The 22,205-nt window shown below is 68.1% G+C and carries 21 protein-coding genes, 1 tRNA gene and 2 pseudogenes; 11 read left to right on the forward strand and 13 right to left on the reverse strand.

Annotated features, from left to right (window positions below; genetic code table 11):
- Positions 1 to 36: 36 nt before the first annotated feature.
- Together GA0074696_RS01345 and GA0074696_RS01350 are read left to right on the forward strand one after the other, a co-directional pair.
- A complete protein-coding gene (locus tag GA0074696_RS01345) occupies positions 37 to 348 on the forward strand; it encodes a calcium-binding protein (RefSeq protein WP_088959407.1) in 312 nt (103 codons plus the stop codon).
- A 24-nt stretch (positions 349 to 372) separates the two neighbouring features.
- The gene (locus GA0074696_RS01350) at positions 373 to 1,509 is read left to right on the forward strand and encodes a hypothetical protein (RefSeq protein WP_088959408.1); all 1,137 of its coding nucleotides are present in this window, start codon (positions 373 to 375) and stop codon (positions 1,507 to 1,509) included.
- Positions 1,510 to 1,526: 17 nt separating this feature from the next.
- Here GA0074696_RS01350 and GA0074696_RS01355 read toward each other — a convergent pair whose 3' ends face one another.
- Complete coding sequence (locus GA0074696_RS01355) at positions 1,527 to 3,836, reverse strand: DEAD/DEAH box helicase (RefSeq protein WP_088959409.1); 2,310 nt, start codon at positions 3,834 to 3,836, stop codon at positions 1,527 to 1,529.
- 531 nt (positions 3,837 to 4,367) lie between these two features.
- Between GA0074696_RS01355 and GA0074696_RS01360 the strand changes: the two genes are divergently transcribed.
- Positions 4,368 to 4,781, forward strand: coding sequence for a contact-dependent growth inhibition system immunity protein (locus GA0074696_RS01360; protein ID WP_172894120.1), 414 nt, complete (start codon positions 4,368 to 4,370; stop codon positions 4,779 to 4,781).
- Positions 4,782 to 5,246: 465 nt separating this feature from the next.
- On the opposite strand, the gene GA0074696_RS01365 is transcribed toward GA0074696_RS01360, so the two are convergent.
- The 3 genes and pseudogenes from GA0074696_RS01365 to GA0074696_RS01375 all read right to left on the reverse strand — a co-directional run bounded on the left by GA0074696_RS01365 (position 5,247) and on the right by GA0074696_RS01375 (position 8,225).
- Positions 5,247 to 6,464 (reverse strand): tyrosine-type recombinase/integrase, encoded by a 1,218-nt coding sequence (locus tag GA0074696_RS01365; RefSeq protein ID WP_088959410.1) that lies wholly within the window; start codon positions 6,462 to 6,464, stop codon positions 5,247 to 5,249.
- A pseudogene (locus GA0074696_RS31585) lies at positions 6,464 to 6,660 on the reverse strand (excisionase family DNA-binding protein). The gene GA0074696_RS01365 and the pseudogene GA0074696_RS31585 overlap by 1 nt, the downstream one beginning before the upstream one ends.
- A pseudogene (locus tag GA0074696_RS01375) lies at positions 6,657 to 8,225 on the reverse strand (replication initiator). Before GA0074696_RS01375 ends, GA0074696_RS31585 begins: the two co-directional pseudogenes overlap by 4 nt.
- A 624-nt stretch (positions 8,226 to 8,849) precedes the next feature.
- On the opposite strand from GA0074696_RS01375, the gene GA0074696_RS01380 reads away from it, so the two are divergent.
- Together GA0074696_RS01380 and GA0074696_RS01385 are read left to right on the forward strand one after the other, a co-directional pair.
- Positions 8,850 to 9,353, forward strand: a complete 504-nt coding sequence (locus GA0074696_RS01380; protein WP_088964289.1) for a DUF4265 domain-containing protein — start codon at positions 8,850 to 8,852, stop codon at positions 9,351 to 9,353.
- 836 nt (positions 9,354 to 10,189) lie between these two features.
- Entirely contained in the window at positions 10,190 to 11,245 is a 1,056-nt protein-coding gene (locus GA0074696_RS01385) for an IS110 family RNA-guided transposase (protein ID WP_088959411.1), read from the forward strand.
- A gap of 51 nt (positions 11,246 to 11,296) precedes the next feature.
- Here the strand turns inward: GA0074696_RS01385 and GA0074696_RS01390 are convergent, their stop codons facing one another.
- From GA0074696_RS01390 to GA0074696_RS01400, 3 genes are all read right to left on the reverse strand, one after another.
- Positions 11,297 to 12,907 (reverse strand): GMC family oxidoreductase, encoded by a 1,611-nt coding sequence (locus GA0074696_RS01390; RefSeq protein ID WP_088959412.1) that lies wholly within the window; start codon positions 12,905 to 12,907, stop codon positions 11,297 to 11,299.
- Positions 12,908 to 13,022: 115 nt separating this feature from the next.
- Positions 13,023 to 13,601 carry a TetR family transcriptional regulator gene (locus GA0074696_RS01395; RefSeq protein ID WP_172894122.1) on the reverse strand — a complete coding sequence of 193 codons (579 nt, stop codon included), beginning with the start codon at positions 13,599 to 13,601 and terminating at the stop codon, positions 13,023 to 13,025.
- A 279-nt stretch (positions 13,602 to 13,880) separates the two neighbouring features.
- Positions 13,881 to 14,723 (reverse strand): IS5 family transposase, encoded by an 843-nt coding sequence (locus GA0074696_RS01400; RefSeq protein WP_157745753.1) that lies wholly within the window; start codon positions 14,721 to 14,723, stop codon positions 13,881 to 13,883.
- Between the two features lie 257 nt (positions 14,724 to 14,980).
- Here GA0074696_RS01400 and GA0074696_RS30615 point away from each other — a divergent pair, with 257 nt between their 5' ends.
- On the forward strand, positions 14,981 to 15,286 hold the full coding sequence (locus GA0074696_RS30615; RefSeq protein ID WP_157745754.1) for a PIN-like domain-containing protein: 306 nt from the start codon (positions 14,981 to 14,983) through the stop codon (positions 15,284 to 15,286).
- A 361-nt stretch (positions 15,287 to 15,647) separates the two neighbouring features.
- On the opposite strand, the gene GA0074696_RS01405 is transcribed toward GA0074696_RS30615, so the two are convergent.
- Positions 15,648 to 16,049, reverse strand: coding sequence for a GntR family transcriptional regulator (locus GA0074696_RS01405; RefSeq protein WP_088959414.1), 402 nt, complete (start codon positions 16,047 to 16,049; stop codon positions 15,648 to 15,650).
- Between the two features lie 375 nt (positions 16,050 to 16,424).
- On the opposite strand from GA0074696_RS01405, the gene GA0074696_RS32390 reads away from it, so the two are divergent.
- The 3 genes from GA0074696_RS32390 (at position 16,425) to GA0074696_RS01420 (ending at position 17,345) form a co-directional block, all read left to right on the forward strand.
- The gene (locus tag GA0074696_RS32390) at positions 16,425 to 16,643 is read left to right on the forward strand and encodes a flavin reductase (protein WP_088959416.1); all 219 of its coding nucleotides are present in this window, start codon (positions 16,425 to 16,427) and stop codon (positions 16,641 to 16,643) included.
- Positions 16,640 to 16,813: a hypothetical protein gene (locus GA0074696_RS31080; RefSeq protein WP_172894124.1), complete on the forward strand. Its 174-nt coding sequence runs from the start codon at positions 16,640 to 16,642 to the stop codon at positions 16,811 to 16,813. Before GA0074696_RS32390 ends, GA0074696_RS31080 begins: the two co-directional genes overlap by 4 nt.
- A gap of 460 nt (positions 16,814 to 17,273) precedes the next feature.
- Positions 17,274 to 17,345, forward strand: a tRNA-Phe gene (locus GA0074696_RS01420).
- A 906-nt stretch (positions 17,346 to 18,251) separates the two neighbouring features.
- Here GA0074696_RS01420 and GA0074696_RS01425 read toward each other — a convergent pair.
- From GA0074696_RS01425 to GA0074696_RS01440, 4 genes are all read right to left on the reverse strand, one after another.
- A complete protein-coding gene (locus GA0074696_RS01425; protein ID WP_088959417.1) occupies positions 18,252 to 18,863 on the reverse strand; it encodes a tyrosine-protein phosphatase in 612 nt (203 codons plus the stop codon).
- Between the two features lie 99 nt (positions 18,864 to 18,962).
- A complete protein-coding gene (locus GA0074696_RS01430; protein WP_088964290.1) occupies positions 18,963 to 19,412 on the reverse strand; it encodes a hypothetical protein in 450 nt (149 codons plus the stop codon).
- Between the two features lie 69 nt (positions 19,413 to 19,481).
- Positions 19,482 to 20,063 (reverse strand): hypothetical protein, encoded by a 582-nt coding sequence (locus GA0074696_RS01435; RefSeq protein ID WP_088959418.1) that lies wholly within the window; start codon positions 20,061 to 20,063, stop codon positions 19,482 to 19,484.
- Positions 20,064 to 20,212: 149 nt separating this feature from the next.
- The gene (locus GA0074696_RS01440) at positions 20,213 to 20,839 is read right to left on the reverse strand and encodes a MerR family transcriptional regulator (protein ID WP_088959419.1); all 627 of its coding nucleotides are present in this window, start codon (positions 20,837 to 20,839) and stop codon (positions 20,213 to 20,215) included.
- Positions 20,840 to 20,920: 81 nt separating this feature from the next.
- On the opposite strand from GA0074696_RS01440, the gene GA0074696_RS01445 reads away from it, so the two are divergent.
- Positions 20,921 to 21,454, forward strand: a complete 534-nt coding sequence (locus GA0074696_RS01445) for a DoxX family protein (RefSeq protein ID WP_088959420.1) — start codon at positions 20,921 to 20,923, stop codon at positions 21,452 to 21,454.
- Positions 21,455 to 21,496: 42 nt separating this feature from the next.
- Positions 21,497 to 21,904, forward strand: coding sequence for a hypothetical protein (locus GA0074696_RS01450; protein ID WP_088964291.1), 408 nt, complete (start codon positions 21,497 to 21,499; stop codon positions 21,902 to 21,904).
- 27 nt (positions 21,905 to 21,931) lie between these two features.
- On the opposite strand, the gene GA0074696_RS30620 is transcribed toward GA0074696_RS01450, so the two are convergent.
- Positions 21,932 to 22,111: a hypothetical protein gene (locus GA0074696_RS30620; RefSeq protein ID WP_157745755.1), complete on the reverse strand. Its 180-nt coding sequence runs from the start codon at positions 22,109 to 22,111 to the stop codon at positions 21,932 to 21,934.
- Positions 22,112 to 22,205: the final 94 nt, after the last annotated feature.

The raw sequence follows: 22,205 nt of genomic DNA on the forward strand, positions 1-22,205 counted from the left end.
CGGTAAGGAGCGCGGGAGTTGTCGTAGGGTGCTGCGGTGGGTGCACTCAGCCGGGCCGAGTTGGACGCGTTGGTCGACGAGGCGACGGTCGACGCCTACAACGATGACGAGCAGTTGACCGGCCTGTACACGCTAATCGAGGAGCACCTGGCGGTGCCGTTCACGACACGGGTTCTGGGTGTTGAGGTGGTGGTGCGGCGGGTTGACCTGCGCCACGGCGCAGTGGTTGCGGTCTGCCACCGAGGGCGAGTCCGTCAGGCGATCGGCATCCTCGATCTTCCACTGCCGGAGCCGTCACCGGCCGGCACGGAGTGGGTCGAGGCGGACCGGCACTGGGTGAACGGATGATCCTCGTGGCGAAGGTGACCAACGGTGAGTGAGTACCAGTACTACGAGTTCGTGGCGGTCGACCGGCCGTTGACCTCGGTGCAGCAGCGTGAGTTGCGGGCGTTGTCTACGCGGGCGCGGATCACCTCGTCGAGTTTCGTCAACGACTACCAGTGGGGTGACCTGAAGGGCGACCCGCGGGAGTGGATGCAGCGGTATTTCGACGCGTTCCTGTACCTGGCGAACTGGGGCACGCACCGCGTTGCGCTGCGACTGCCGGTCGCGGTGTTGGACCCGGGGACGGCGGCGGAGTACTGCGTCGGGAAGTCGGCCTGTTCGTGGGCGACCCGCACCCACGTGATCCTCGACCTGCACAGTGAGGACGAGGACGGCGACGAGGAGTACGACGGTGGGGGCCACCTTGCCGCGATCCTTCCCGCCCGGGCGGAGTTGGCCGTCGGCGATCGGCGGCTGCTGTACCTGGCGTGGCTGCTGTGCGTACAGAATCGGGAGCTGGCCGACGACGAGCCGGAACCGCCCGTCCCGCCTGGTCTTGGGGACCTGTCCGGGCCGCAGCGCGCCCTGGTCGACTTCCTGCGGCTGGACCCGGACCTGCTCGACGTGGCGGCCGAGGCGAGCACGCCGCTGAAAAAGCAGACGCCGTCGGCGGCGACGCTGCTCCGCTGGGTAAAGACGCTGCCCGAGCCGGAGAAGAACGACCTTGTCGTACGGCTGATGCGCGGCGACGACTCGCACCTGCGCTCGGAACTGCTGGCGCGCTTCCACGGGCCGGCCTCGAACGAGAGCACCGGCGCCGGACGCACCGCCGGGGAGTTGTTGGCCGCCGCGGACGAACGCTGGTCACGACGGCAGCAGCTCGCCCAGCAGCGCGAGGCGGCCGAGCGGGAGCGCCGGGAGCGGGCGGCTGCCGCTGCCCGCGAGCAGCGGCTGAACGCGCTCGCCGGACGGCAGGAGCAGGAGTGGCAGCGGGTGGCGGTGATGATCGAGACGAAACGACGGAAGGAGTACGACGCCGCCATCGTCCTGCTGTGCGACCTGAAGGCGCTGGCCGATCGAGACGGTGACGCCGAGGCGTTCCGGCAGCGGGTGCTGCAGTTGCGGGAGCGGCACGCGCGTAAGCCGAGCCTGCTGGACCGGCTCGACCGGGCCCGGCTCGGCTGAATGCGAGCGGGGGACGGTCAGCTGCCACTGCCGGCGATGGCGGTGAAGCCGAGTTGGGTGTAGGACCGGGATCGCTTGCGCCACATGGCGGCAAGGACCCCGACGCGTTCGTCGACGTAGTCGTGGACCTCGACGGTGGTCTTGCCGGGGTGGGCGCGCAGGATCCGGCCGACGTACTGCACCATGCTGCCCTTGAACGCGACGGGATGGGCCAGGAACAGTGTGTCCAGCTTCGGGCAGTCGTAGCCTTCACCGACGTACTTGTCGGTCGCCACAACCAGCAGTGGTGGTCCGTCGGCGGGCGGGTTGGCGAGGAAGGCGAGTACCTGCTTGAGGTCTTTGGCCTTGCGGGTGGCGTAAAGCAGGTGGGGCTCGTGGCCGAGGTCGCGTAGCCGCTGCCCGAGGGCTTCGACGTGGGCGGTCTGCCGGGTCAGGACCAGGCAGTTGCGGCCGCGGGCGAGGGCGGCGTGTACGTCCTGGCTGACCTGCTCGTTGCGGGTGTCGTCGGCGACCAGGCCGCCGAACACCACCGAGGTGATCGCCCCGGGCTTGGTGGTGTCGGCGTCGGCGGGCAACGCGAAGTCGGTGTGGTGGATGTGCAGGCCACGGTGCAGCGCCTCCGGGTCACCCTTGTCGATCATCGGGATCGTGTGCCGCTTCGGGCCGCAGTGCATGAAAATGACCGGCCCGAGACCGTCGCGGCGGTAGGCGGTGGCGGTCAGGCCGACCCATCGGCGGGCGGGGATGCGGCGGACTGCCTTCTCGATGGTGGGTGCGCCCGCATGATGGGCTTCGTCGACGATGACCAGCCCGTACCCGCCCAGCCGCTGCGCGGCGTCATCCATGCGCGCGACGGTCTGGATCATGGCCAGGTCGATGTACCCGGTGGGCTTGGTCTTCCCGCCGCCGATCTGCCCGATTTGAGCAGGCTCGACGTCGAGGACGGCAGTGAGGCGGTCCCGCCACTGGTCCATCAGCGGAGCCCGATCCACCAACACGAGGGTAGGCGTGCGGTGGTGCGCGATCAGCGCGCAGCCCATGACGGTCTTACCTGATCCCGGCGGGGCTTCCAGCACGCCATGCTCGTGACGGGCGAGATCGGCGACCGCAGCGGGCTGACGGTCGCGCAACGTCGCGGTGAACGTCACGTCGATGGGCGGCGGGTCTGCGCGCCGGTCGGTGATGTCCAGCCGGCTGCCGGCCTGCGCCACCAGATCGGCGGCCTTGTCCGCCATCGCCCGAGGCAGGTACAGGAACTCCAGATCCTCCGTGTAGCAGCGCACGAAACGCGGAGTGTTCCAGTTCGACAACCGCAGGTTCTCGTTCTTGTAGAACTCCGGGTTGGCCAACGACGCGGCGTGCTTGAGCGAAGCCAGCAGCGACGCGGGCAGCCCGGCCCGGCGGATCGCGAGCATCCCCGCCCACTCGGCATGAACCACGGCCGGCGCCGCCACTTCGGGACGCAGCGCCGACCGGAACAACACCGCTTCCGGGCCGACCGCAACCGGCCGCAACTCCGCGACCAATTGCCGTACGTCGGCCAGGCCAAGGCGGCCGACACCCGCGAGAATCGCCCACTGATCGGGGTACGGGGTGAACGTCTCCGGGTCTACGAAGACCGTCGTTCCGACGTCGCGGCACTGCTTCTGCAACGGCAACGCGATCAGGTTGCCCAGCCCCTCACCCTTCGCCGGCAGATGGTCCTGCGCAGGGAAGAACCGGTCGTAACTGTCCAACCCGAGCTCCCCGCGGACAGCCATCGCCTCACGCAGCAACCCGAACCCCAACGCCCGCGCCTCCAGCGCCGGCACCGGCTCAGAGAAGAAGACCCACACATGCGCGCCCTGCCCCGAGCGGGAAACCTCGACCGCCGTCGGAACGCCGGCGGTGTCGGCGGCCTGGACGTACGCCTGGGCGTCGAGCTGCCACTGCTCGCCATCGAAATCACAGACGAGAAGCCGACACGAGTCATCGGCCAGCATCGGGTACAGCCCGATGCTGATCCGCCCGGACAGGTGGTCGTGCAGCACCGCGTCGGTCAACGGACGGTACCGGCGGGCCTCCTTCGCCTCCTGCCACGTCTGCCCCGGCACCCGCTCCAACTGCGGGTACCAGCCCTTGCGGCCATCCTTCTCCCACCGCTGGGCGTACACGTCGTCGCGCCCGACGAACAGGGAGCGGAACAACGCCACCCGCTCCATCGCGAGCCGCTCCGCAGCACCGGCCGATCGGCTGGCGACCGGCTGATCCTGAGTCGTCGCACCAGCGGCCAGCGGCAGCAGCCGAGCAACGTCAGCTCGCAAGGCGGCCAGCTCCGCGCGAAGCACCTCCAACTCCTCCGCGCAGCGGCAGGCGCAGTCAGTACTGGCAGGACTGGTCGATGTCGCCGTCACCACCCCATTGAACAAGCCGCCGACGCGCTACCTCAGATACGGCACGGGCTCACTTGCGCCGCTTGGCCTCCTTCACCGGCGACCGTAGGCTTGTTTCGTGGTGTCAGTGATCGAGACAGTAGGGCGTATCGTCGTTGTCGCGATCTTGCTGACCCTCGTGGTGCTCATGGTGCTCACTCTGTTGAAGCCACGAAACTCCCGGTCCGATGACGGCCCCCTTGATCACCCCCTTCAACCTCCGCCGGACGGAGGCGCCGGCGGCGATGCAGGTGGCAGTGGGAACTAGTTCAAGCGGCCACGTAGATCGCCAGTTGGAACAGCAGGTTCAAGCAGTCGTGATGCCCTGAATGCCTGCGAGCGGCGGCCGGCCAAATCACATCTCGAGCCTGGTGCGCGCAACGGCTACTGGCCCGCCAGCACGGAACCCACACCCCAGGATCGCGGTGCAGCGCTACCCTGACCGCCGTGACGACGATCGAGCAGCTTGAGCGGGAGATTTCGCCCGATCCCGGTCCGAACGCCACCTCCCTCGCCAGGCGCTGTACCGACCTGCGACGTAAGCCATTGGTTGAGCTCACGGTCGAAGATCTGCGCATCATGCTCGGGCAAGAAATTGGAGTGCCCGCCTTGCTGCCTCGTGCGGTACAAGTCCTGCTCCACGATCCGTTGGCTAAGGGCGACTACTACCCCGGCGACCTGCTTTCCAACGTGCTGCAACTACCTGACACGGCGTGGTCGGGCCTACAAGCGGAGCGGAAGCGGCTGGCCTCTGTTTTGGCTGAGCTCGTTGCCGGTCCCCCGTTCTCCGACCCTGACCTTCGGCCTCGCGACCCGGACCGGCTTCTCCGTGACACCATGGTGCGGTTTCTTGGTCGATGAGAGCGGGATCTACTCGTCGGGCAGTGGACCGTCCAGCCTTCCCCCGAACCGGCAAAGGTGAAGGCCAACGAGCAGGCCGCGCCGGGATAATGGGTGCTCCAGGGGGTGCTCGGATGTTCCGATGCCGGATGGACTCACGGCACGGTTCCTGGATTCGCACCCCCGCCGGCCACCTATCGCGACGTCACGCGAGGCAGGCACGGCGCGGACCAGCGCAAATGCGGCCGGACGACGTGCCCCGACTCCGGACAGCAGGACGCGAACCGATCACTGACATGAGTCGGTGCCTTTTGTCTCGTTCTGCGCACTTTTAATCCATAGGTTCAGGGTTCGAGTCCCTGGCGGCCCACTCTCCCGCAGGTCAGCGGCCCCGATCGGGGTCGCTTTTGCCGCGATCGGGGCCGGTACAGCAGCGAAGTACAGCAGTAGCCGCCTACAGACTTGATGACGTGAACGAATCACGGCTCACCGGTCGAGCGCCTTGCCGAGCCGCTTGAGCGCTTCGCGGGTGGCCGCCGATGAGACCACCGTGTAGATCTCCATCGTGATGGCGAACTGTGCGTGCCGAAGGATCTGCATCGCCACCCGAGGGTGCACGTCCAGATCCGCCAGGAGCGAGGCGCAAGTCCGCCGGGCGTCTCGCACCGTGATGCGTCGGACTCCAGCCACGTCGCAACGCCGGTCCCAGAAGCGGTTGACGTTGCGTGGCTCGACCGGCCGGCCGTAGCGGGTGGTCAAAATGAGGTCCGACGGCTGCCAGGCGGGGCCGGCGGCATCCCGGGCAGCGGCCTGCGCGACACGGCGACCGCTGAGGGCCACGGCGCAGATGTCCGGCAGCGGCAGGGTGGCGTCCGAGGCGGCCGTCTTCGTCTCCCGGTGCAGCAGTTCGGCACCGACCCGCTGGAGCTGCCGATCGATGGTCAGCTCCCCCGCGTCGAGGTCGACGTCGGCCCAGGTCAGCCCCAACATCTCGCCCTTGCGCAGGCCGAGCACCAGGACCAGGGCGTACGCGGCGTAAAGCGGGTCGTCGGCGCGGGCCGACTCCAGAAAGCGCCGTGCCTCGTCGCTCGTCCACGCCTTCCGCTTGCGTTTCCGTACCGGTGGCAGCTTCACCAGGGACGCGACGTTGCGGCTGATCAGCCCTTCGGTGATCGCCTGGGACAACAGCGTCCGGAGCACCGTCCGGAGGTGGGTGACGGTGGTTGCCGAGGGCAGATCTCGGCAGCAGCGGCCAAGGGCACAGCAGCGACGCTGGGCCGGCTTGCGTCGCTCGTCCTTGCCCTGGGCGCAGCACTGGCAGGTCCGCCCGACCTCGTTGATCCAGGTCTGGACGTCGCTGACCCGGAGCTTGTCGAGGCGCTTCCGGCCGAGCCCCGACACGAGGTAGGGCCGGACCACCACCTCGTAGGTGACGTAGCTGCGCGGGGCGAGGTTCGGCTTAACGATCTCGCGCAACCAGTAGCCGGCGTACTCCCCTACCGTCGGGGAGCGGGTCGCCACAGGGCCGGCCTTCGCCTGCCCGTGCAACTTGATCCACTTTTCGTGGACCTCCTCGCGGGTCTTGCCGTAGACCCACTTCCGGCCCCGCTTGCCGTCGGGCTTCTCGACCCAGACGTACGCGGCGAAGCCGTTCCGGTACGGGAAGACCGACCCCTCGCCGTTGGCGCGTGCACGTCCGGGCATCAGGCGGCCTCCTGACGCTCGACCTGTTCGCGGATGTAGTCGTCGACCCACTCGGGAGGATGCGGCGGTACTTGCCGTCCTTGATGGAGCGCAGCTCGCCGGCGGCGATCTTCATCTTGACCTTGGAGATGCCGAAGCCGAGCAGGACGGCGACCTCGGCGGGTGAGTACCAGCGCGGGCGGAGATCCTGGTTCATGCGGCGGCCCCGGTGAGCCAGGCTTCGTGGGCGAGTTCTTCCCGGCCGATGCGTCTGCTCTCACATCGCTGCCGTGCGGCGGTGTTGGCGAGCAGGGCGTCACCTTCGGTAAGCCAGCCAGCCCCGAGGTAGGTGAGGGTGCCGACGATGATGGTGTCGGCAGGTTCGTCGTCTTCGGTCCGGCGGTAGGTGGCGCGGGTATCTCGGAGCAGGGCGAAGGTGACGGAGTAGCGGCGGGCTTTGGTGAGGAAGTGGCCGCCGAAGCCGAGCATGTGCGCCCAGCGGCGCAAGCCGCCGTAGATGTTGGGTTTGGCGTCAATGCTGGCTTGACGGTCGTCGGCGGTTGCGGCGCCGCTGCTGGTGTCGGTGGGGGTGGGGCGGCCGAGGTGCCAGCAGGCGTCGATGAGGCGGGCGAGGTGGTCGCCTTCGGGATCGGCGTAGTCGTCGACCGTGGCCGGGGTGAGCCGGGCGAAAGAGTGGCCCGTGGCTTCGGTGGCCTTGGTGGCGTACTTGGCGAGGTAGGCGGCCACCTTGCCGTCGGTCAGCTCACCACCAGCGGTGTTGATGCGCCCCGGCGTCGATCTGCTCGCCCCGGGCGATTAGCCAACCTTGCGGCCGGTCGGGGTGCGGGGGAGTGGTGACGGTGATTCGCGAGGCGGCGACATCGACCGCTTCCTCCAGGTCGTCGACGGTGATGCCGGCCGGCGGTGGCACGAGCGCGTCCGGGTCGTCCGGATCGACGCCGTCGAGGCGCAGCAGGACGTGGAAGTGCACCGCTGCCCGGCGTTGCATCTCGGCGACCTTGCCGTGGGACACCCGCACGGGCGGCACCCAGCGGACCTTGCCCGAGGCCGTGACGACCCGGACGAGCGGGATGCCGCGCTTGCGGCAGAGTGCGGCGAGGTGACGTTCGATGGCCTGCTTGGTGCGCCGCCACAGCTCGCCGGAGAAGTAGTTCCACACGACCTGGTGGCCGTGGGCGTAGCAGTCCAGGCACAACGGCCGCCCGAGCCGCGGATCGTTGGCGTCGTGACGGGCGAAGCACACCGCGGGCTGCCCGTGCGAGCAGGTGCCGGCGGTACTGCGGGCGCGGCAGGGGGCCGGTCGGCAGTCGCAGCGCTGCCGGCTGCCGCAGGTGTGGCGGGAGACGTACCGGTGATGGACCGGGCCGAAGGGCGGAGCGGTGAAGGTGGCGAAGACGACCGGGTGCCGGCCAACCGAGGCGGGGACGCCCTTGCCGCCGGTCAGACCGCGACAGACGACTTGGTAGGCGTCGCCCTGGTAGACCCACGCGCAGTCCGGGCACACCGATTCGCGGCGGTTGCGGCACGCCTTGTAGAGCGCGCGGTCGGGCAGCTCGTCGGTGTGCAGCCGGCCTGTGATGCGGCCGGTGCTCCGGTCGACGGCGGCGATGGTGCCGGTGAGGCGGATCGGGCGAGCACAGCGCCGGCGGGGCGGGTGTGCTCCAGCCAGCCGGAGAACTCCGGCGAGGCGGCGCGGTGCAGGACCTGGGCGTCACGGCCGACGGCGAGACCGGGGCGGTAGATGGTGAGCGGGGTGGACACGATTGTCTCCTCATCAGGGGGTGGCAGGGACGGAGACGAAGCACCACCAGCCATGGACGCCTGTCCGCTGGTGGTGTTCGTCGTGTCTCCTGGCACCGCCGAGAGGGCGGCTGACGCCGGAGGGCGGAATGGTGGTCTTGCCACTTCCCGCCGATGGGTCATGCCTTTCACGCTCGTGGACTTGGCAATTGGGGCCGGCACGGGTGGGGAGCCTGGGATGTCGGCATCCGGCGGTGGCCGCAGGCTGCCCCACCCGTGGAGGTGTGCGAATCCGGGCCGTCGTGGACGGCAGGGAAGACCGTGCTGGGCCGATCAGCGGATTCGGGGACCGGCATAGTGGCCGGTGCGATCGAGAGCCGGCGAGACGTGGCCCGCATCGGCGGCAGAAAGGCCGCTCAGCATCTCCGACGTCGAGTCCAGCGATCCGGCAGGAAGGCCGTGCTGGCGTGCTCGACGAGCGTCAGAGTAGCACCGGGTACCGACACGTCAACCCGCCGTGATCCCTCGGGCGGGGGCGGGGCCGCCGACTGCCGGCCGTGTCGGGTTTCAGGAGCTCCGTGATGATCAGTCTCAGGACGTTGGTGACACGTCCGGCTAGAGCGCCGTTGGGCGATCATGTCGGTCATGACTTCAACTGCGCTGGATAGGCAGCGGCCTGACGGAGCCCAGTACGTCAAGATCTGGTTCAGGTTCGTGCCGCGTGAGGGGTGGCTCCCCTACGACACGGAGGGTCTGTGGGCCGTCGAGGTCGGGCCTGACGTCGCTCGCGTCAGCAACGTGCCGTTCCTTCAGGACGGAGTGGCTGAGGGCGATGTGGTGCGCTTCATGACGGACCCTGACGGGGTTCGCTGGGCGACCGGGCGGGTCGAGGCGTCCGGCAACTGCACCGTGCGGGTGCTCCCGGTCCCCAGCGGTCCGCTCGGGCGAAGCGCCCAGGCCGTGCACGACCGTCTTGCGCCCTTCGGCCTCGGTGGCGAGTCGTTCAGCGAGGACCTTCCGCTCGTCGCCCTCAACGTGCCGGCCGACGCGGACTTCCCGCGGCTTAAGGCGGTCTTGGTCGAAGGCGAGGCAGAGGGCTGGTGGCAGTTCGAGGAGGCGTGCGTGACTGCGGCCTGGGAGACCGCCTGAACGGTCGGGCGATGTCACGCAGGTCCTGTACCGATCTGTCACGCAGGTCCCGCGACCGGACAGCCGACTGCCGGCCTGAGTGGGAGAACTTTCTGTACGTCTATCAAGGCAGCCCTGAACGGGCCGCACGCGCCGCCGCCAGGGCGCGCGTCCGTCGCTCCGCTGTCGCTCCGACTCCGGCCACGCAACACGCCCGGCGGCTGGCGCGGAGGGCGGGTAGCCCGATGGGCCGCCGGATGACGACAGGCCGTTTCCCGGTGGGGTGGTGGGCCGGCAGCCGGCCGGGCCGCGCGGCCACGAGCCCGCGCGGCGTAGGGGAGGGCACGCCGGGTCCTCCGGCGGCCGCCGGGCGGGTGGCTGGGTTGCGGTTACTGCGCCTCCGGCGGGGGCGCTCCGGCTCCAGGATGGCCGTGGGTCCGTCGGCGGCTTGCGGTCCTGGGTGGTTGCGGTGGGGAGCCATCCCGCCCACCGTCGACCCGGGCAAGCCGAGCAGACCACCGCCCGACCCGCCAGCGTCCGTACGAGCTGTCAAGGCCGTCTTGACGTGGCGGGCCGGGCGGCGGCCCGCTCCCCCTGTGGGCGGGTCGACGGCAGACAGTGAGGATGGTGGGGTGGGTCGCCGGGTTGGTCTGACTCACCGGCAGACCGACGGTTGCTGTCCTCATCCCGATTCGTCGGCTAGCTCGGTGGCCCCGGCAGCTGCATGTCGCCGGTCAGGCGTCGTGACCTGATAGGAGCCTGTGCGAGAGGCGCCCACCACTGTGTTGTCCGCATCGCCTGACCGGTGACGTGTCCACGTGTTCTCGACGTAGACGAGAAAGGCGGACCTCACCAGCATGGCAGCCAAGAAGCGATCTCTCATCGGTGGTGTCGACACCCACCGCGACACGCACCACGCCGCCGTTATCGACAGCACCGGCGGGCTCCTGGCCGACGCCGAGTTCCCCGCGACCACCGCCGGCTACGCGGATCTGCTGGCCTGGATGCGCTCCTTCGGGCGGGTAACTGCCGTGGGCGTGGAGGGCACCGGCAGCTACGGCGCCGGCCTGGCCCGCTATCTGACCAGCAAAAAGATCGCTGTCGTGGAGGTGGACCGGCCGGACCGCCGCGCCCGCCGCGCCCAGGGAAAGTCTGATCCAATCGACGCTGTCGCCGCCGCCCGGGCCACCCTTGCTGGCACCGCGAAGGGCACGCCGAAGACCCGCACCGGGCCGGTCGAGGCGATCCGCGCCTTGAGGGTCGCTCGCCGAGGAGCGGTCAAGGCCCGCACCGCCGCCTTGAATCAGATGCGCGGCCTGGTCGCCGCCGCCCCCGAGCCCTTGCGGGCCCACCTGACCAGGGTCAACGCTGCTGTGCTGGTCAGCCGGTGCGCTGCGCTGGCCTACGACCCGGCCAGACATCACGAGCCGGAGCACGCCACCGCCGCAGCCTTGGTCGGGCTCGCCCGCCGAGTCACCGCCCTCACCCACGAGATCACCACCCTCGACCGGCAGGTGGCACCCATCGTCCGGAAAGCGGCGCCCCGCACCACGGCCCTGTTCGGTGTCGGCCCCGATGTCGCCGCCCAGCTGCTCACCACCGCCGGCGACAACCCCGGCCGGCTGCACTCCGAAGCCGCCCTGGCCCACCTCTGCAGAGCAGCACCCATCCCCGCGAGCTCCGGACGGGTGCGCCGCCACCGCCTGCACCGAGGAGGCGACCGCGGCGCCAACCACGCCCCACACACCATCGCCCTCTGCCGCATGCGCTACGACCAGCGCACACGCGCCTACGTCCACCGCCGCATCACCGAAGGCCTCAGCAAGCAGGAGATCCTGCGCTGCCTCAAGCGCTACATCGTCCGCGACGTCTACACCGCCCTGGTCGCCGACTTCACCGCCCTGACCACTTGATCTCCATAGGAGCATCGGGATGGCAACCGGCTAGTTAATCCCACGCGTGCATCAGGAGTCGTCCTCGGCGATCAAGTCCGCACCGCGCCAGGCGAGCGCCATCGTCGGTGCGGCGGTGTTGCCGGAGACCTGGATCGGCAGGGATGAGGCGTCGATGACCCGCAGGCCGGACACTCCGCGCACGCGCAGCCGGGAATCGATCACGTCGTCGTCGTTGGGGCCCATCCCGTTCGCTCCGACGGCGTGATAGATCGTCGCGCCGGGCTCCTTCGCATAGGCGAGCACCTGCTCGTGCGTTGACACGGCCGGTCCCGGGTATTCCTCTTCCTGGATGAGGTCGGCGATCGGCGGTGCCGCAAACACCTCGCGAGCCTTGTCGAGCAGGGCCGAGGCCACCCTCTGGTCCCCCTCGGTCTCGAGGTAATGCGCATCGATCTCAGGGAGCGCATCGGGGTCGGCAGAGGTGATGTGGATGCAGCTCGTCGTGGTGGGCTTGATGCCGTAGCCCAGGAACATCACCCCGGAGTGCTTGGCTAGCTTGACCGAGTCGAAGCTGGTGGCGTCGAGCGCCAGTGGAACGAACAGGCCCTGGATGTCGGTGTGGTCGGCGTGCGCGGGTGATGACGCGATCCCTGCAAGGATGTTGTAACCGGCGTCCGCAATGGCGCCGCGTCGGGTCAGCAGGTACTTGAGGCCTTCCCAGCCCTGCTTCGGCAGGGTGTTGAGGTGCTCGGTCATCCCGACGGGTCGCTTGAACTTGACCTGCATGGTCGCACCGCGCTGCTCGATGACCCGCTCGCCCACGTTGGGGCTTTCGACGCGGAGCGCGACGCCGGCCCGGGAGAGAACGTCTCCGCGGCCGATGCCGGACCGCTCGAGCAGCATGGTGCTTTCGACGGTGCCGGCCGAGACCAGCACCTCGCGGCGCGCCCGGAACTCGACCTGCCGGCCGCGTCTCCGTGCGCGCACGCCGACGACACGGTTGCCGTCGAAGAGCAGCTGGCCGACTCGGGTGCGGTCCAGCACGGTCAGGTTGGCGCGGTGGCGGATCGGGCGGAGGAAGGCGCTGGCAGCCGAGACGCGCACCCCGTTCTTGATGCTCGACGGGGTCATGCCGATCCGTTCGCCGGATTCGGCGTTGGTGTCCGCGACGACCTTCAGTCCGATGGACCGGGCCGACTCCAGCACGAGCTTGGCGGCCTCGTCGGCCTCGGGCAGCGAGACACCGTACGGTCCGCCGGCGCCGCGCATGGGGGATGCGCCGAGCTGGTGGTCCTCCATCTGGAGATAGATGGGCAGGATCTCGTCCCATCCCCAGCCCGGGTTACCCAGCTTGACGAGCTCGTCGTAGTCGTCCTTGAACCCGCGCGTGTACATCATGCCGTTGACGGTTGTGGAGCCGCCCATGACCTTCCCACGGGTCCAGGGCTCGCCTGTCCCGTCCGACTTGAAGGGCTTCGTCGGATAGTGGTACGTGTAGCGATCGCCGTTCAGCGTGAAGTAGAAGCCCTTCGGGACGTACAGCATGGGGTTCAGGTCCCGTCCGCCGTACTCGAGCAGCAGGACCGACACGGTCGGGTTCGCCGTCAGCCGGTTCGCCAGCACCGAGCCAGCAGCACCGGCACCGACAACGATGTAGTCGAACGCATCCTCATGACCCATGAGAAACGCTCCTTCGCGCTATGCGGCCTCACCCATGTGGTGAAGAGTCGTCTCCCACCGATAGTATCGGGACTCAGTCCCAAAACAAATCGGAACTCAGTCCCAAAACAAGGACTTAGCTCCCGATCTGGTCCAGCCACGCCTGGAGAGGGCCGAGCAGCGCATGCAGCTCACGCTCGATTTCGTCCAGGACGGTCTCGGTGCGCGTGTCCCGTCCGGCCCTACGGCGCAGCATGGAACGAATCAGCGCCTGGGTTGCCGCGCCCAACATGGCGGCCGCGAGCTCACCCCGCGCCCCGGGAAGCCGCTTGGCGGCAAAGCCGGCCACCACGGCCGCCCAGCGAGACCAGCGCACCGACTCCTGCTCCTGGAGGGCCTGCTCCTCTTGCGCGACGAACCTGCGAAGCCACACGCCGCGCGGGTCGCCGCTCTCCCGCATCGCCTGCATGACCCCGTGAATGATCGCCGTCGTCAGGGGCTCCGCGAGTGGGCGCTCGGCAAGGGTGGCAGGCAGACGGTCGAGATGATGGTCGAAGGGCAGCCAGAGAACGTCGGCCTTCGCCGGGAAGTAGCGGAAGAAGGTGGATCGACCGATTCCGGCGGCGGCGGCAATGTCATCGACGGTGGTCTGTTCGAAACCACGCGCCAAGAAGAGCTCGACGGCGACCGCTTCCACGTCCTGGCGCGACGACACCGGGGGTCTCCCCAGGGGACGCTTAGTTGCCACAAATTTCTCCTAGTTCGAGCGTTATCAGGATGAGCATCACCTTCGTGGAGCGGCACCGCCGACTTCACCACCCCCCGGGCACCAGGGGGACGGTGGCGGATAACCACAGACCCGAAGTGCGTCCATCTCATCCTCGCAGTCCAGCTCTCCGGCGAGCAGGTCGGCGTGGTGCGTCATTATGGCCCTGACGACACGAACGTCGTCTTAGAGGGCGTCTGATTCACGTAATTTGTGAGTGATGCGCTTTTAGGTGTCTCGCCAGGTTGGGGTGGTTTCATTGGTGAGTCGTCTGGCGAGGTTGTCGATCATGGCGATGCGGATCATGTTGGCGGAGTTCCCGGGCAGGGCTTCGTAGTCGCGGGCCAAGCGCCGGTGGAGCATGATCCAGCCCAGGGTTCGTTCGACGACCCAACGGCGTTTGACCACGGAGAACCCTTTGACGTGTGGGTCTTTGGCGACGACCTCGACGTCGATGCCGAGGGTGGCGCCGTGTTCGATGACCTTGTTCTTGAAGCCGGCGTCGACCCAGGTTTTGGTGAGGGCTGGGTGGGTGGCTTTGGCCTGTTCCAGCAGGTCGATACCGATGGTGTTGTCGCTGGCGCTGGCGCTGGCGGCGGTGACGATGACGGCGAGGAGCAGGCCGAGGGTGTCGGTGACGATGCCGCGTTTGCGTCCGACGATCTTCTTGCCGGCGTCGATGCCCTGCGTGGCGGCAGATGCGTTGGTGGAGGTCTTCACGCTCTGGGTGTCGATGACGCAGGCCGACGGTTGCGTGGTGCGTCCGGCCCTGGCGCGGGCCAGTGCGGTGAGGTCGTAGTTGAGCTGGGTGAAGATGCCGTCGCCGGTCCAGGCGGTGAAGTAGCCGTAGACGGTCTGCCAGGGCGGGAAGTCATGCGGCAGGTAGCGCCAGGCGATGCCGGTGCGGTTGACGTAGAGGATGGCGTTGAAGATTTCCCGCAGGTCGTGGGTGGCGATACGTCCGCCGACGCCGGCGTCGGTGCGGGCCTGGCGCCAGGCGGTCAGCCGTGGCGCGATCAGCGCCCAGCGGGCGTCGGACAGGTCAGAGGGGTAGGCGGGTCGCTCGGCCATGCCGTAGGTCTACTGTGGACGAGGCGCGGTGGATCGCACCTGGAGTCCGACGATACGAGAGCTTTCCTGAACCAGACACGTTCTGCGGAACGAAGCTGGCATATCGATGCGGCATCAGCCGGGGCAAATGGTGTCCATAGCCATGAGTCGACCGCGCTGCTAACCTCGGCATCGGCGGGCCGAATGCCGTCAATCACATGCAGACAAGATTAAAACGCCCACTTAGAGCGTGTTTGAGATGGCGTGATCAGGTCCAGGTGAAAGGGCTGGCGCGCGTCCTCGCCGACCTGCGCGCCGACGTGACTTATCCAGGCGACCCGGGTGCGATCATCAAGCGGCGGGCGCGGCCGGCTTGTCCAGTCAACAGTCCGGGGGCTAAGGACCTCGACTGGATTCCAGTCGTGTCGCAGCGGGGGTGGCTCATCCTCACCCGGGACGGTCAGATTCGGGCGCACCGCAGGGAACTGGCGGCCGTACGCGACAACAACGCGCGAATGGTGGCACTCTCGACGGAGCATGCCCGCGGCACGTTCGAGCAGTTGGAGATCGTCATGTGCCAGTGACGGCGTATGGAGGCCTTACTGGAGCAACCCGGCCCATTCATTTACATCGCTACGCGCACCACCCTGCGGCCGGTCGACCTCGACTAGCCCGAGGCGTCCAAAGAGCGACCGCCTCGCCGGCAACCCATAGGTTCAGGACCTCCGTGACGATCGGGACCAAGACCAGAAGCAGGGACGCACGGGCCAGCCGTCGCCAGGCGGAGTCAGCAATGAGTCAGCAAAGAGCGCACCACGCGGCGATGCGGGCGGAAAGGAGCGATAACGCCGACGAGCGTGAGCGCGTAGGACGACGCCTGTTGGCGCTGGCTGACAATCGCGATCAGGCTCCCCCCGACGGGGTTCGTCGACGGTTGCGACAGGCTCAGCGGCCGACGCGGATGCGGACGGCGGCGTACACCTCGCGCGAGCCGTCGGCGCGGAAGATCACGATGACTGGGATGCCTTCGCCGATCTCCAGTTCGCGCCGTTCGGCGGGGGTGGGCATACGCGCGGTGGCGGTATCGCCCTTGAGGAGGGTCACCGTTTCGGTTGGCTCGTCGGCGCGGACGAACGTTCCGCGCGGTGGTTCCACGATCACGAGCCCTTCCGACCGGAGTAGCGCTACAGCCTGTCGGACGCTCGTCCGGCTCAGTCCGTACTCCTGAGCCAACCGCAGCTCGCTGGGCAGCGAGGCCCCAGGGGCGAGATCGCCAGACGTGATCCGGTCTCGCAGAAGGTCTGCGAGCTGCCGGAACACGGCGCGATCTGCGCTGGGGTCGATCACGAATGTGACGCTACGTGTCCAACAGTTCTACATCTTATTTATTGTATCTACAGTCCTACGTCGTTACGGTGACATGAGCTGGGACAACAGCCAGCGATCGACTCCGCCCGCCCGTGAGATCGACAAACGCCCGAGGGGAGACCTGGTGCCTCGCGTGTCGTACGAGGAGTACTTGGTGGCCGTCGCGCTAACCCTGGTCAGGCGGCACCGGCCGGTCTGGCCATGGCAGCGATGGCGAAAGATCTGCCGATGCGGGAGCGAGTTGCCCTGCCATACGAGGCACCGAATCCCGATAAACCGAGGTCACTGGCCGTCAGAGGACGGCTGGCAACCCGCTCCGTCATCGGAGCCGCCGGTCGAGCGGGGATAGCCGAAGTGACGACCCACCTCCCGATCACGCCGGCCTGGACCTGCGGTGGCTGCGGTGCCGACTGGCCCTGCCACACTCGCCGTCGAGAGCTGCGAGCGGAGTACGACCGAGCTCCTATTTCACTCGCTCTCTACTTGGCCGCCCAGCTCGTCAACGCTGCCCAGGACTTGGCTCACGTCCCCGCCGGACACCTACACCAGCGGTTCCTCGGCTGGACTCGATGAGCATCCTGCGACCCGGGGACGAGAAGTTCCACTACAGCGACGGCTCCCACAAGTGGATCCCGCCGGGCCCGGACTACGACCAGGAGGTCTGGGACGAGCAGGTCCGCCAGCACAAGCAGTGCCACCTGGGACACGAGCACCCGAAGGTCCGCATCCAGCGCCTCGTTTGACGCCAGCAGTACAGCAGCGAAGTACAGCAACCGTGCCAAACCTCGCCGAGAGCCATGCCAGCAGCCCGGATGACCTCGTAGCGCACCCGATCCGACCCGCTCGCCGGCAATCCATAGGTTCAGGGTTCGAGTCCCTGGCGGCCCACCATCTACCGCCTCTGAACTGCGAAAACGCCGGGAAAAGATCATCGGACACAGCCAGGGCACAAACTAGCTGTGATCTTGGCTAGCGGCGGCGCTGGGCCGCTTGTCGGCGGCCTGGCGTAGGAGCTGGCCGACGACGCCGCGCGGCGGTCCTTCTTCGGCAGCCAGTGGACGTAGGTCTCCAGCGTGATCCGTAGTCGACGGTTCCGCCCGACCCGCGGCCTACTTGCAGAGCAACCGTCAGGCTGACCACCTGGCGGGCGGCTGGTCACCGCCCCGCGAGCAAGCGGGGCAGGCGGCACACCTCACACACCATGCCCTTCAATCTCAGGTGGTAGAGCGCCCGATTGAAGATCGGGAGGTTTCCGGTTCGACGTCGGAGGGGGCACGTTGATTCCGCGACCCGACCTGCATCACTGCCCTCAACGGGAGATTCCATGATCTTCGCTAATGCGATTTCCGAATGCTGCTGCCCGAGCACGCCGATCGCTGGCCGGAGATCGCCGACGAGTTCACCCAGGCCTCGCGGGCAGCCACCCGGCGCGCCGACGACGGTCGCGTTCGGGCCGTACGCGTCGCGCGACGCGCCGCTGGACCTCGTCGCCGGGGTGGACCCGACGGGTGCAAAGTCCCCATCCACTCCTCGGACTACGCCTTCAGCTGTGCGGAGTGCGGTGAGTCGGACGGGTCTGGCTGCTTGCCGCAATGCTCAGACAGCCCCTGCTTCACCTTCCCTGGGGCCAGCGCTGGGTGGCTTCTTCGGGGCTACCGACGGGCCGGACAGCACCGCCGGCATGACCAGCCTGGCTGACGTCACCTGTCGCCCCGGCGCCGCTGGGTCCGGTGCGCTTGGCGCCTTTGAGGCGCCGTACCGCCTCGGCTCCGGCTGCTCCCGCCGCAACCAGCGCCGCCATCAGTGGCCATGGAGTACGACGACGAGCCACGGCTTGTTGCCTCTGCGGAGTACGACGACGAGTCACGGGTTGTTGCCTCTTCAGGTACCTCTGCGCTGTCATTTCCTCATTGTCGGCACCCGCGCCGGCCCAGGCGGCTAAATCGATGTCTGCGAGTGGTCGGGCTGACCCTGCCTGTGAAACCGATGGATGACGGACGCTCCGGCCGGATGCTCCTGAAGATCAGCCATACGACGGCTTGCGGTTGGCGGGGGGAATCTCCAATCCCGTACGGCCGACGCACGGCACCACCTCGCGGTACTCGACATCACTGCTCAGGGCTGGGACGAGCGATCTAGGTCGCTGAGCGTCGGCGCGGGCGGACTCCAGGCGAGGTGTGGTCACTCAAGTAGGCGGCTACGTGCTGCTCGTAGCGTCTCAGCTGAGACGCCCGCCTCTACCAGGTACGACGCAGCTCCTCCGTAGTGGCTGTCGAGGTGGTTCAGCGTGTTCAGCATCGTCTGAGGCGAGCAGCCGTCGGTCAGCGCGTAATCCTCGGCAATGGCGTCAGGGGCGACACCAGCGACGCGCAGCAACAGCGCCACGAGAACGCCCGTCCGATCCTTACCGGCTTGGCAGTGCACGACGACACCGCCTGGTGCTGCCTCGGCGACTGTCCGGAAGGCCTCGCCGATCCGCTGGCGGTTGTGATCCAGCATCGGGGCGTAGGTGTCCGGTGGGGGTACATACTCCCGCACGTCGTTCAGCATCGGCACGTGTCGGTAGAAGGCGTCGCCCGCGAACGGGCTCGGCTCCTGGTCGCACTCCCACCTCCAGCGCAGGTCGACCAGGCAGCCGATCCCACTGCTCCGAACCGCTCGAATCGTTGCCGCCGTCAGGCGCTCGTGACTGTCTGACCGCAGTAGCGCACCCGACCGGATCCGTCGGCCGTCGACGGCGCGGACACCGCCGAGGTCACGAGAGTTCCGACAACCAGGCCAACCGATGTCCATGGGCCCTCTCTGATGCGCGTCGACTAGCGATGACCGCTGGAACCGGACAGCAGGATCCCCGACTCGCCGACCGTCGTTGGGGAAGCAGGCGTCCAGGGTTCACACCACCTCCGGTGGGCGGGGCCGCTGTTGCAGGTAGTTCCGGGCGCGTGGCAGCGGGTCGTGGGCGTACTGCTCCGGCATCCGGGACTTGTGGGCGGCGCAGAAGTGTCCAAGTGTTGATGTGATCGGCAGGAGCTCCCAGCCCGGGTCTGGTTCGTACTCCGCGGTGGCCCGCAACAGTTCGGGCAGGGGCGTCCAGCCATCATGGTCGAAAGCCCAGCGGCCGTTGCTGATGATCACGTGGCTGACGTAGGGCTCACCGAGCTGACGTAATCCCACGACGCCGAACCCGGCTGAGGCGTACCGCTCGACGGCGACCCAGGCGAGCACATGGCATGCGCCGGCGGCGAAGAACGCCTGGTCCGACCGTTCCCATGACAGCACCTGATCCAGGCGCTCAGCTTGCGTGCGGCGGAATATGGCGGCAGGAGTGTAGGGCGTCCCCATGCCGGAAGTATCGAGCAAGCACACACGACCATGGGATCCGGAGGCTCGCACCGGCCCATCATCGTTGGGCTACTGCTGCTGGAAGCGGCTCAGGAACTCGTCCACCAGGTGCGGTTTGTGGTGATCCATCCGGGTCCGAGTGCCTGAGGTGAGGCCGCCACACGTGTAGATCAGCGGCACCGGTGGCCGGTCCGGGTAGCGCAGCAGGAACGAGTGCTCGTGGCTGTATCCGATCAAGAGGCAGGCCTCGCCCATCGGCGCCGGGGCGGCATCGGGCCACCAGCCGCTGTGTCGCCGCTGCCACTGGCGCCAGGCATCGTTGCGATCGGGTAGTCGGTTCAGCAGCGCGGCGAAGTCGGCGGCCCCGGCAAGCAGCACCCGCTGACGCGGCGGGTCCACCACCCCGGGGCGCTGGATGTGCAGTGCCGTGGGCGCGGTGCACAGCAACACCTCCGTGGCTCCGGGCGGCACGAGCGGGCCAGGGACGTCGACGAACTGATGCCGCTCCTCGATGACCGGGCAGCCATCCGGTCCGAGCGGGATCTCATAAGGAGCGCCGGCCCTTGCCGGCCAGGGCGAGGCGGTGCGCCGGACCCAGGCGATGGTGACCACACCCGCGGCCACCGCGACCACCGTCACCAGGGCGGCCACCGCCCGACGCCGACGCGGGCTCCACCTGGACACTGGCCACCTCCAGCTCGGCGATTGCCAGCGAGGCTACGCCGACAAGGCGTTGTCCAGCGTCCCCGCCTCGCTGCGCCGGTCAGCCCTCAACCTCGTGTCGTCGTCCAACCAACTGCCTACTTCAGGCGCTGGGACGAGATGTTCTCCTGAGCCAACAGTCGCAGCGACGCGACGAGGTTCTCACCGAGGATGGTTCCGATCACCACGCTCTCGGCGACCTGGTCGGGATCGGTCCGGGAGGCGACCGCAGCGACCTCCAGCTCGGTGAACCGCTCAACCGCCTCCGCGTAGGGGTCCAGAAGGTCGACCAGGTGATCCTGGCCGAGCGATCGCAGGACGCTGATGGTTTCGACCAGGGTGGCGATCGCAGGTGAGTCCGGCTCGACGGCCCAGCCGCGCCGTTCGATGAGTTCCTGCACCTGCACAGCGGCGGCCGTGCGTGCGCTGTCGCCGGCGGTCAGTTGCCGACTCGGGGTGATGGCCCGATGCACCACCCCGATCCGTTCGTGCAGGGACAGGGTGTCGGAATCGAGCGCTTCCAGCACGGCTCTGACTCGGGCTACGGGAACCTGGGCCAGGTCGATCATGGCTCGGATCAGGCGAAGTCGATTCAGGTGATGCTCGTCGTAACTGGCCTGGTTGGGGCTGGTCAGCTCGCCGGGCGGCAACAGGGCCTCCCGTAGGTAGTACTTGATCGTCGGTACCGCAACCCCTGACCGCCGGCTCAGCTCCGCGATGCGCATCCCTTGACTTCCTCTCTCCTTCAATGGAGAGTAGCACTATCCATAAGTAGATAGCTGCGCTATCCATTGAGAGGGACGATCATGCTCGAGGTGATTCTGGTGACGGCCCTGCTGGGCTTCCGCCTACTGGGTGCGCTCGGTGTGCGTCGGTTCGCCACCTGGGCGGCCAGCGTGGCGCACGCGATGGCGGTCATGCTCGTCGTCACCGCGTCCGCGCATTTCGTTCCGCCCAGCGTCACCGTGATGCCGAACCACGCCGACCTGGTCCGGATGGTGCCGCCAGTCGTGCCGTTCGCCGACGCGATGGTCTACCTGACCGGCGTGCTGGAGCTGCTGGGCGCCGTGGGCCTGGTGTTGACCGCAACCCGCTGGGCGGCCGGGGTCAGCCTTGCCGCGCTCTACGTGCTCCTGCTTCCGGCGAACGTCTACGCCGCCGTCAACGATGTGCCGTTCAACGGGGATGAGCCGACTCCGCTGTGGCTGCGAATCCCACAGCAGGTCCTCTACATCGCCATCGCCGTCTGGGTGGCCCGATCGGCCGACAGCACGGTGGCCCGACGTGTCCTGCACCTGCCGCGCTCTGGCGTCGCAAGATCAGCGACCGTTGCCCGATAGCCCCTCGCCAAGCTGATCGGAAAGGAGTTCGCCGTGCAGACCATGACCCTCAGTACCGAGTCCCGCATGATCGCCGGGGTGGTTCTACTCACCATCGTCACCATCGAGGTCGGCGGCTGGTTCATGACCCGAATCGCCCGGGGCGCTGTGCCGATGACCGACTTCCAGCGGTCCTTCGCCCGCGCCGGGCACGGCCATGCCGGCGTACTGGTGATCCTGAGCCTGGTCGGCCTGCTCTATGTGGACGCCACGAGCCTCACCGGTGCCTTGCTGTGGATCGCCCGGTTGGGCTTGCCCGTCGCCGCGATCCTGATGCCCGCCGGGTTCTTCGCCTCTTCCGCCGGCAGGAACGCCACCGGACCCAACAGACTCGTGTGGGTGCTGTGGATCGGCGCACTCTCCCTGACCGCGGGTGTGATCAGCCTCGGCGTCGGGCTGCTGACCGCCTGAGGGGTAGCTCGATTCCAGCCACCCCTCCTACCCCCACTCCCGGCGCACCGGCGGCTCCTCCGGCTCCTCGTGCGGAGGCTCCGTGTCTGCCGTCTCCACCTGCTCCTCCCGCTCGACCCGGGGCGGCAGCTTGCCGAACCTGTCGTGTCGCTGGGCTTCGAACGCCTCGTCCGCTGCCCGGTCATTGCCTTCCCGGTCCTTACTCATCCCCCGACCTCCCTCGTCGAGTCTCATTGTCCCCGCCGAGGCAGCCACCGCATGGAGGTCGGTGGAGCTGGTGTCGCAGATCCTGACGCTCAGG

The sequence above is a fragment of the Micromonospora purpureochromogenes genome, assembly GCF_900091515.1.
GTDB lineage: Bacteria > Actinomycetota > Actinomycetes > Mycobacteriales > Micromonosporaceae > Micromonospora > Micromonospora purpureochromogenes.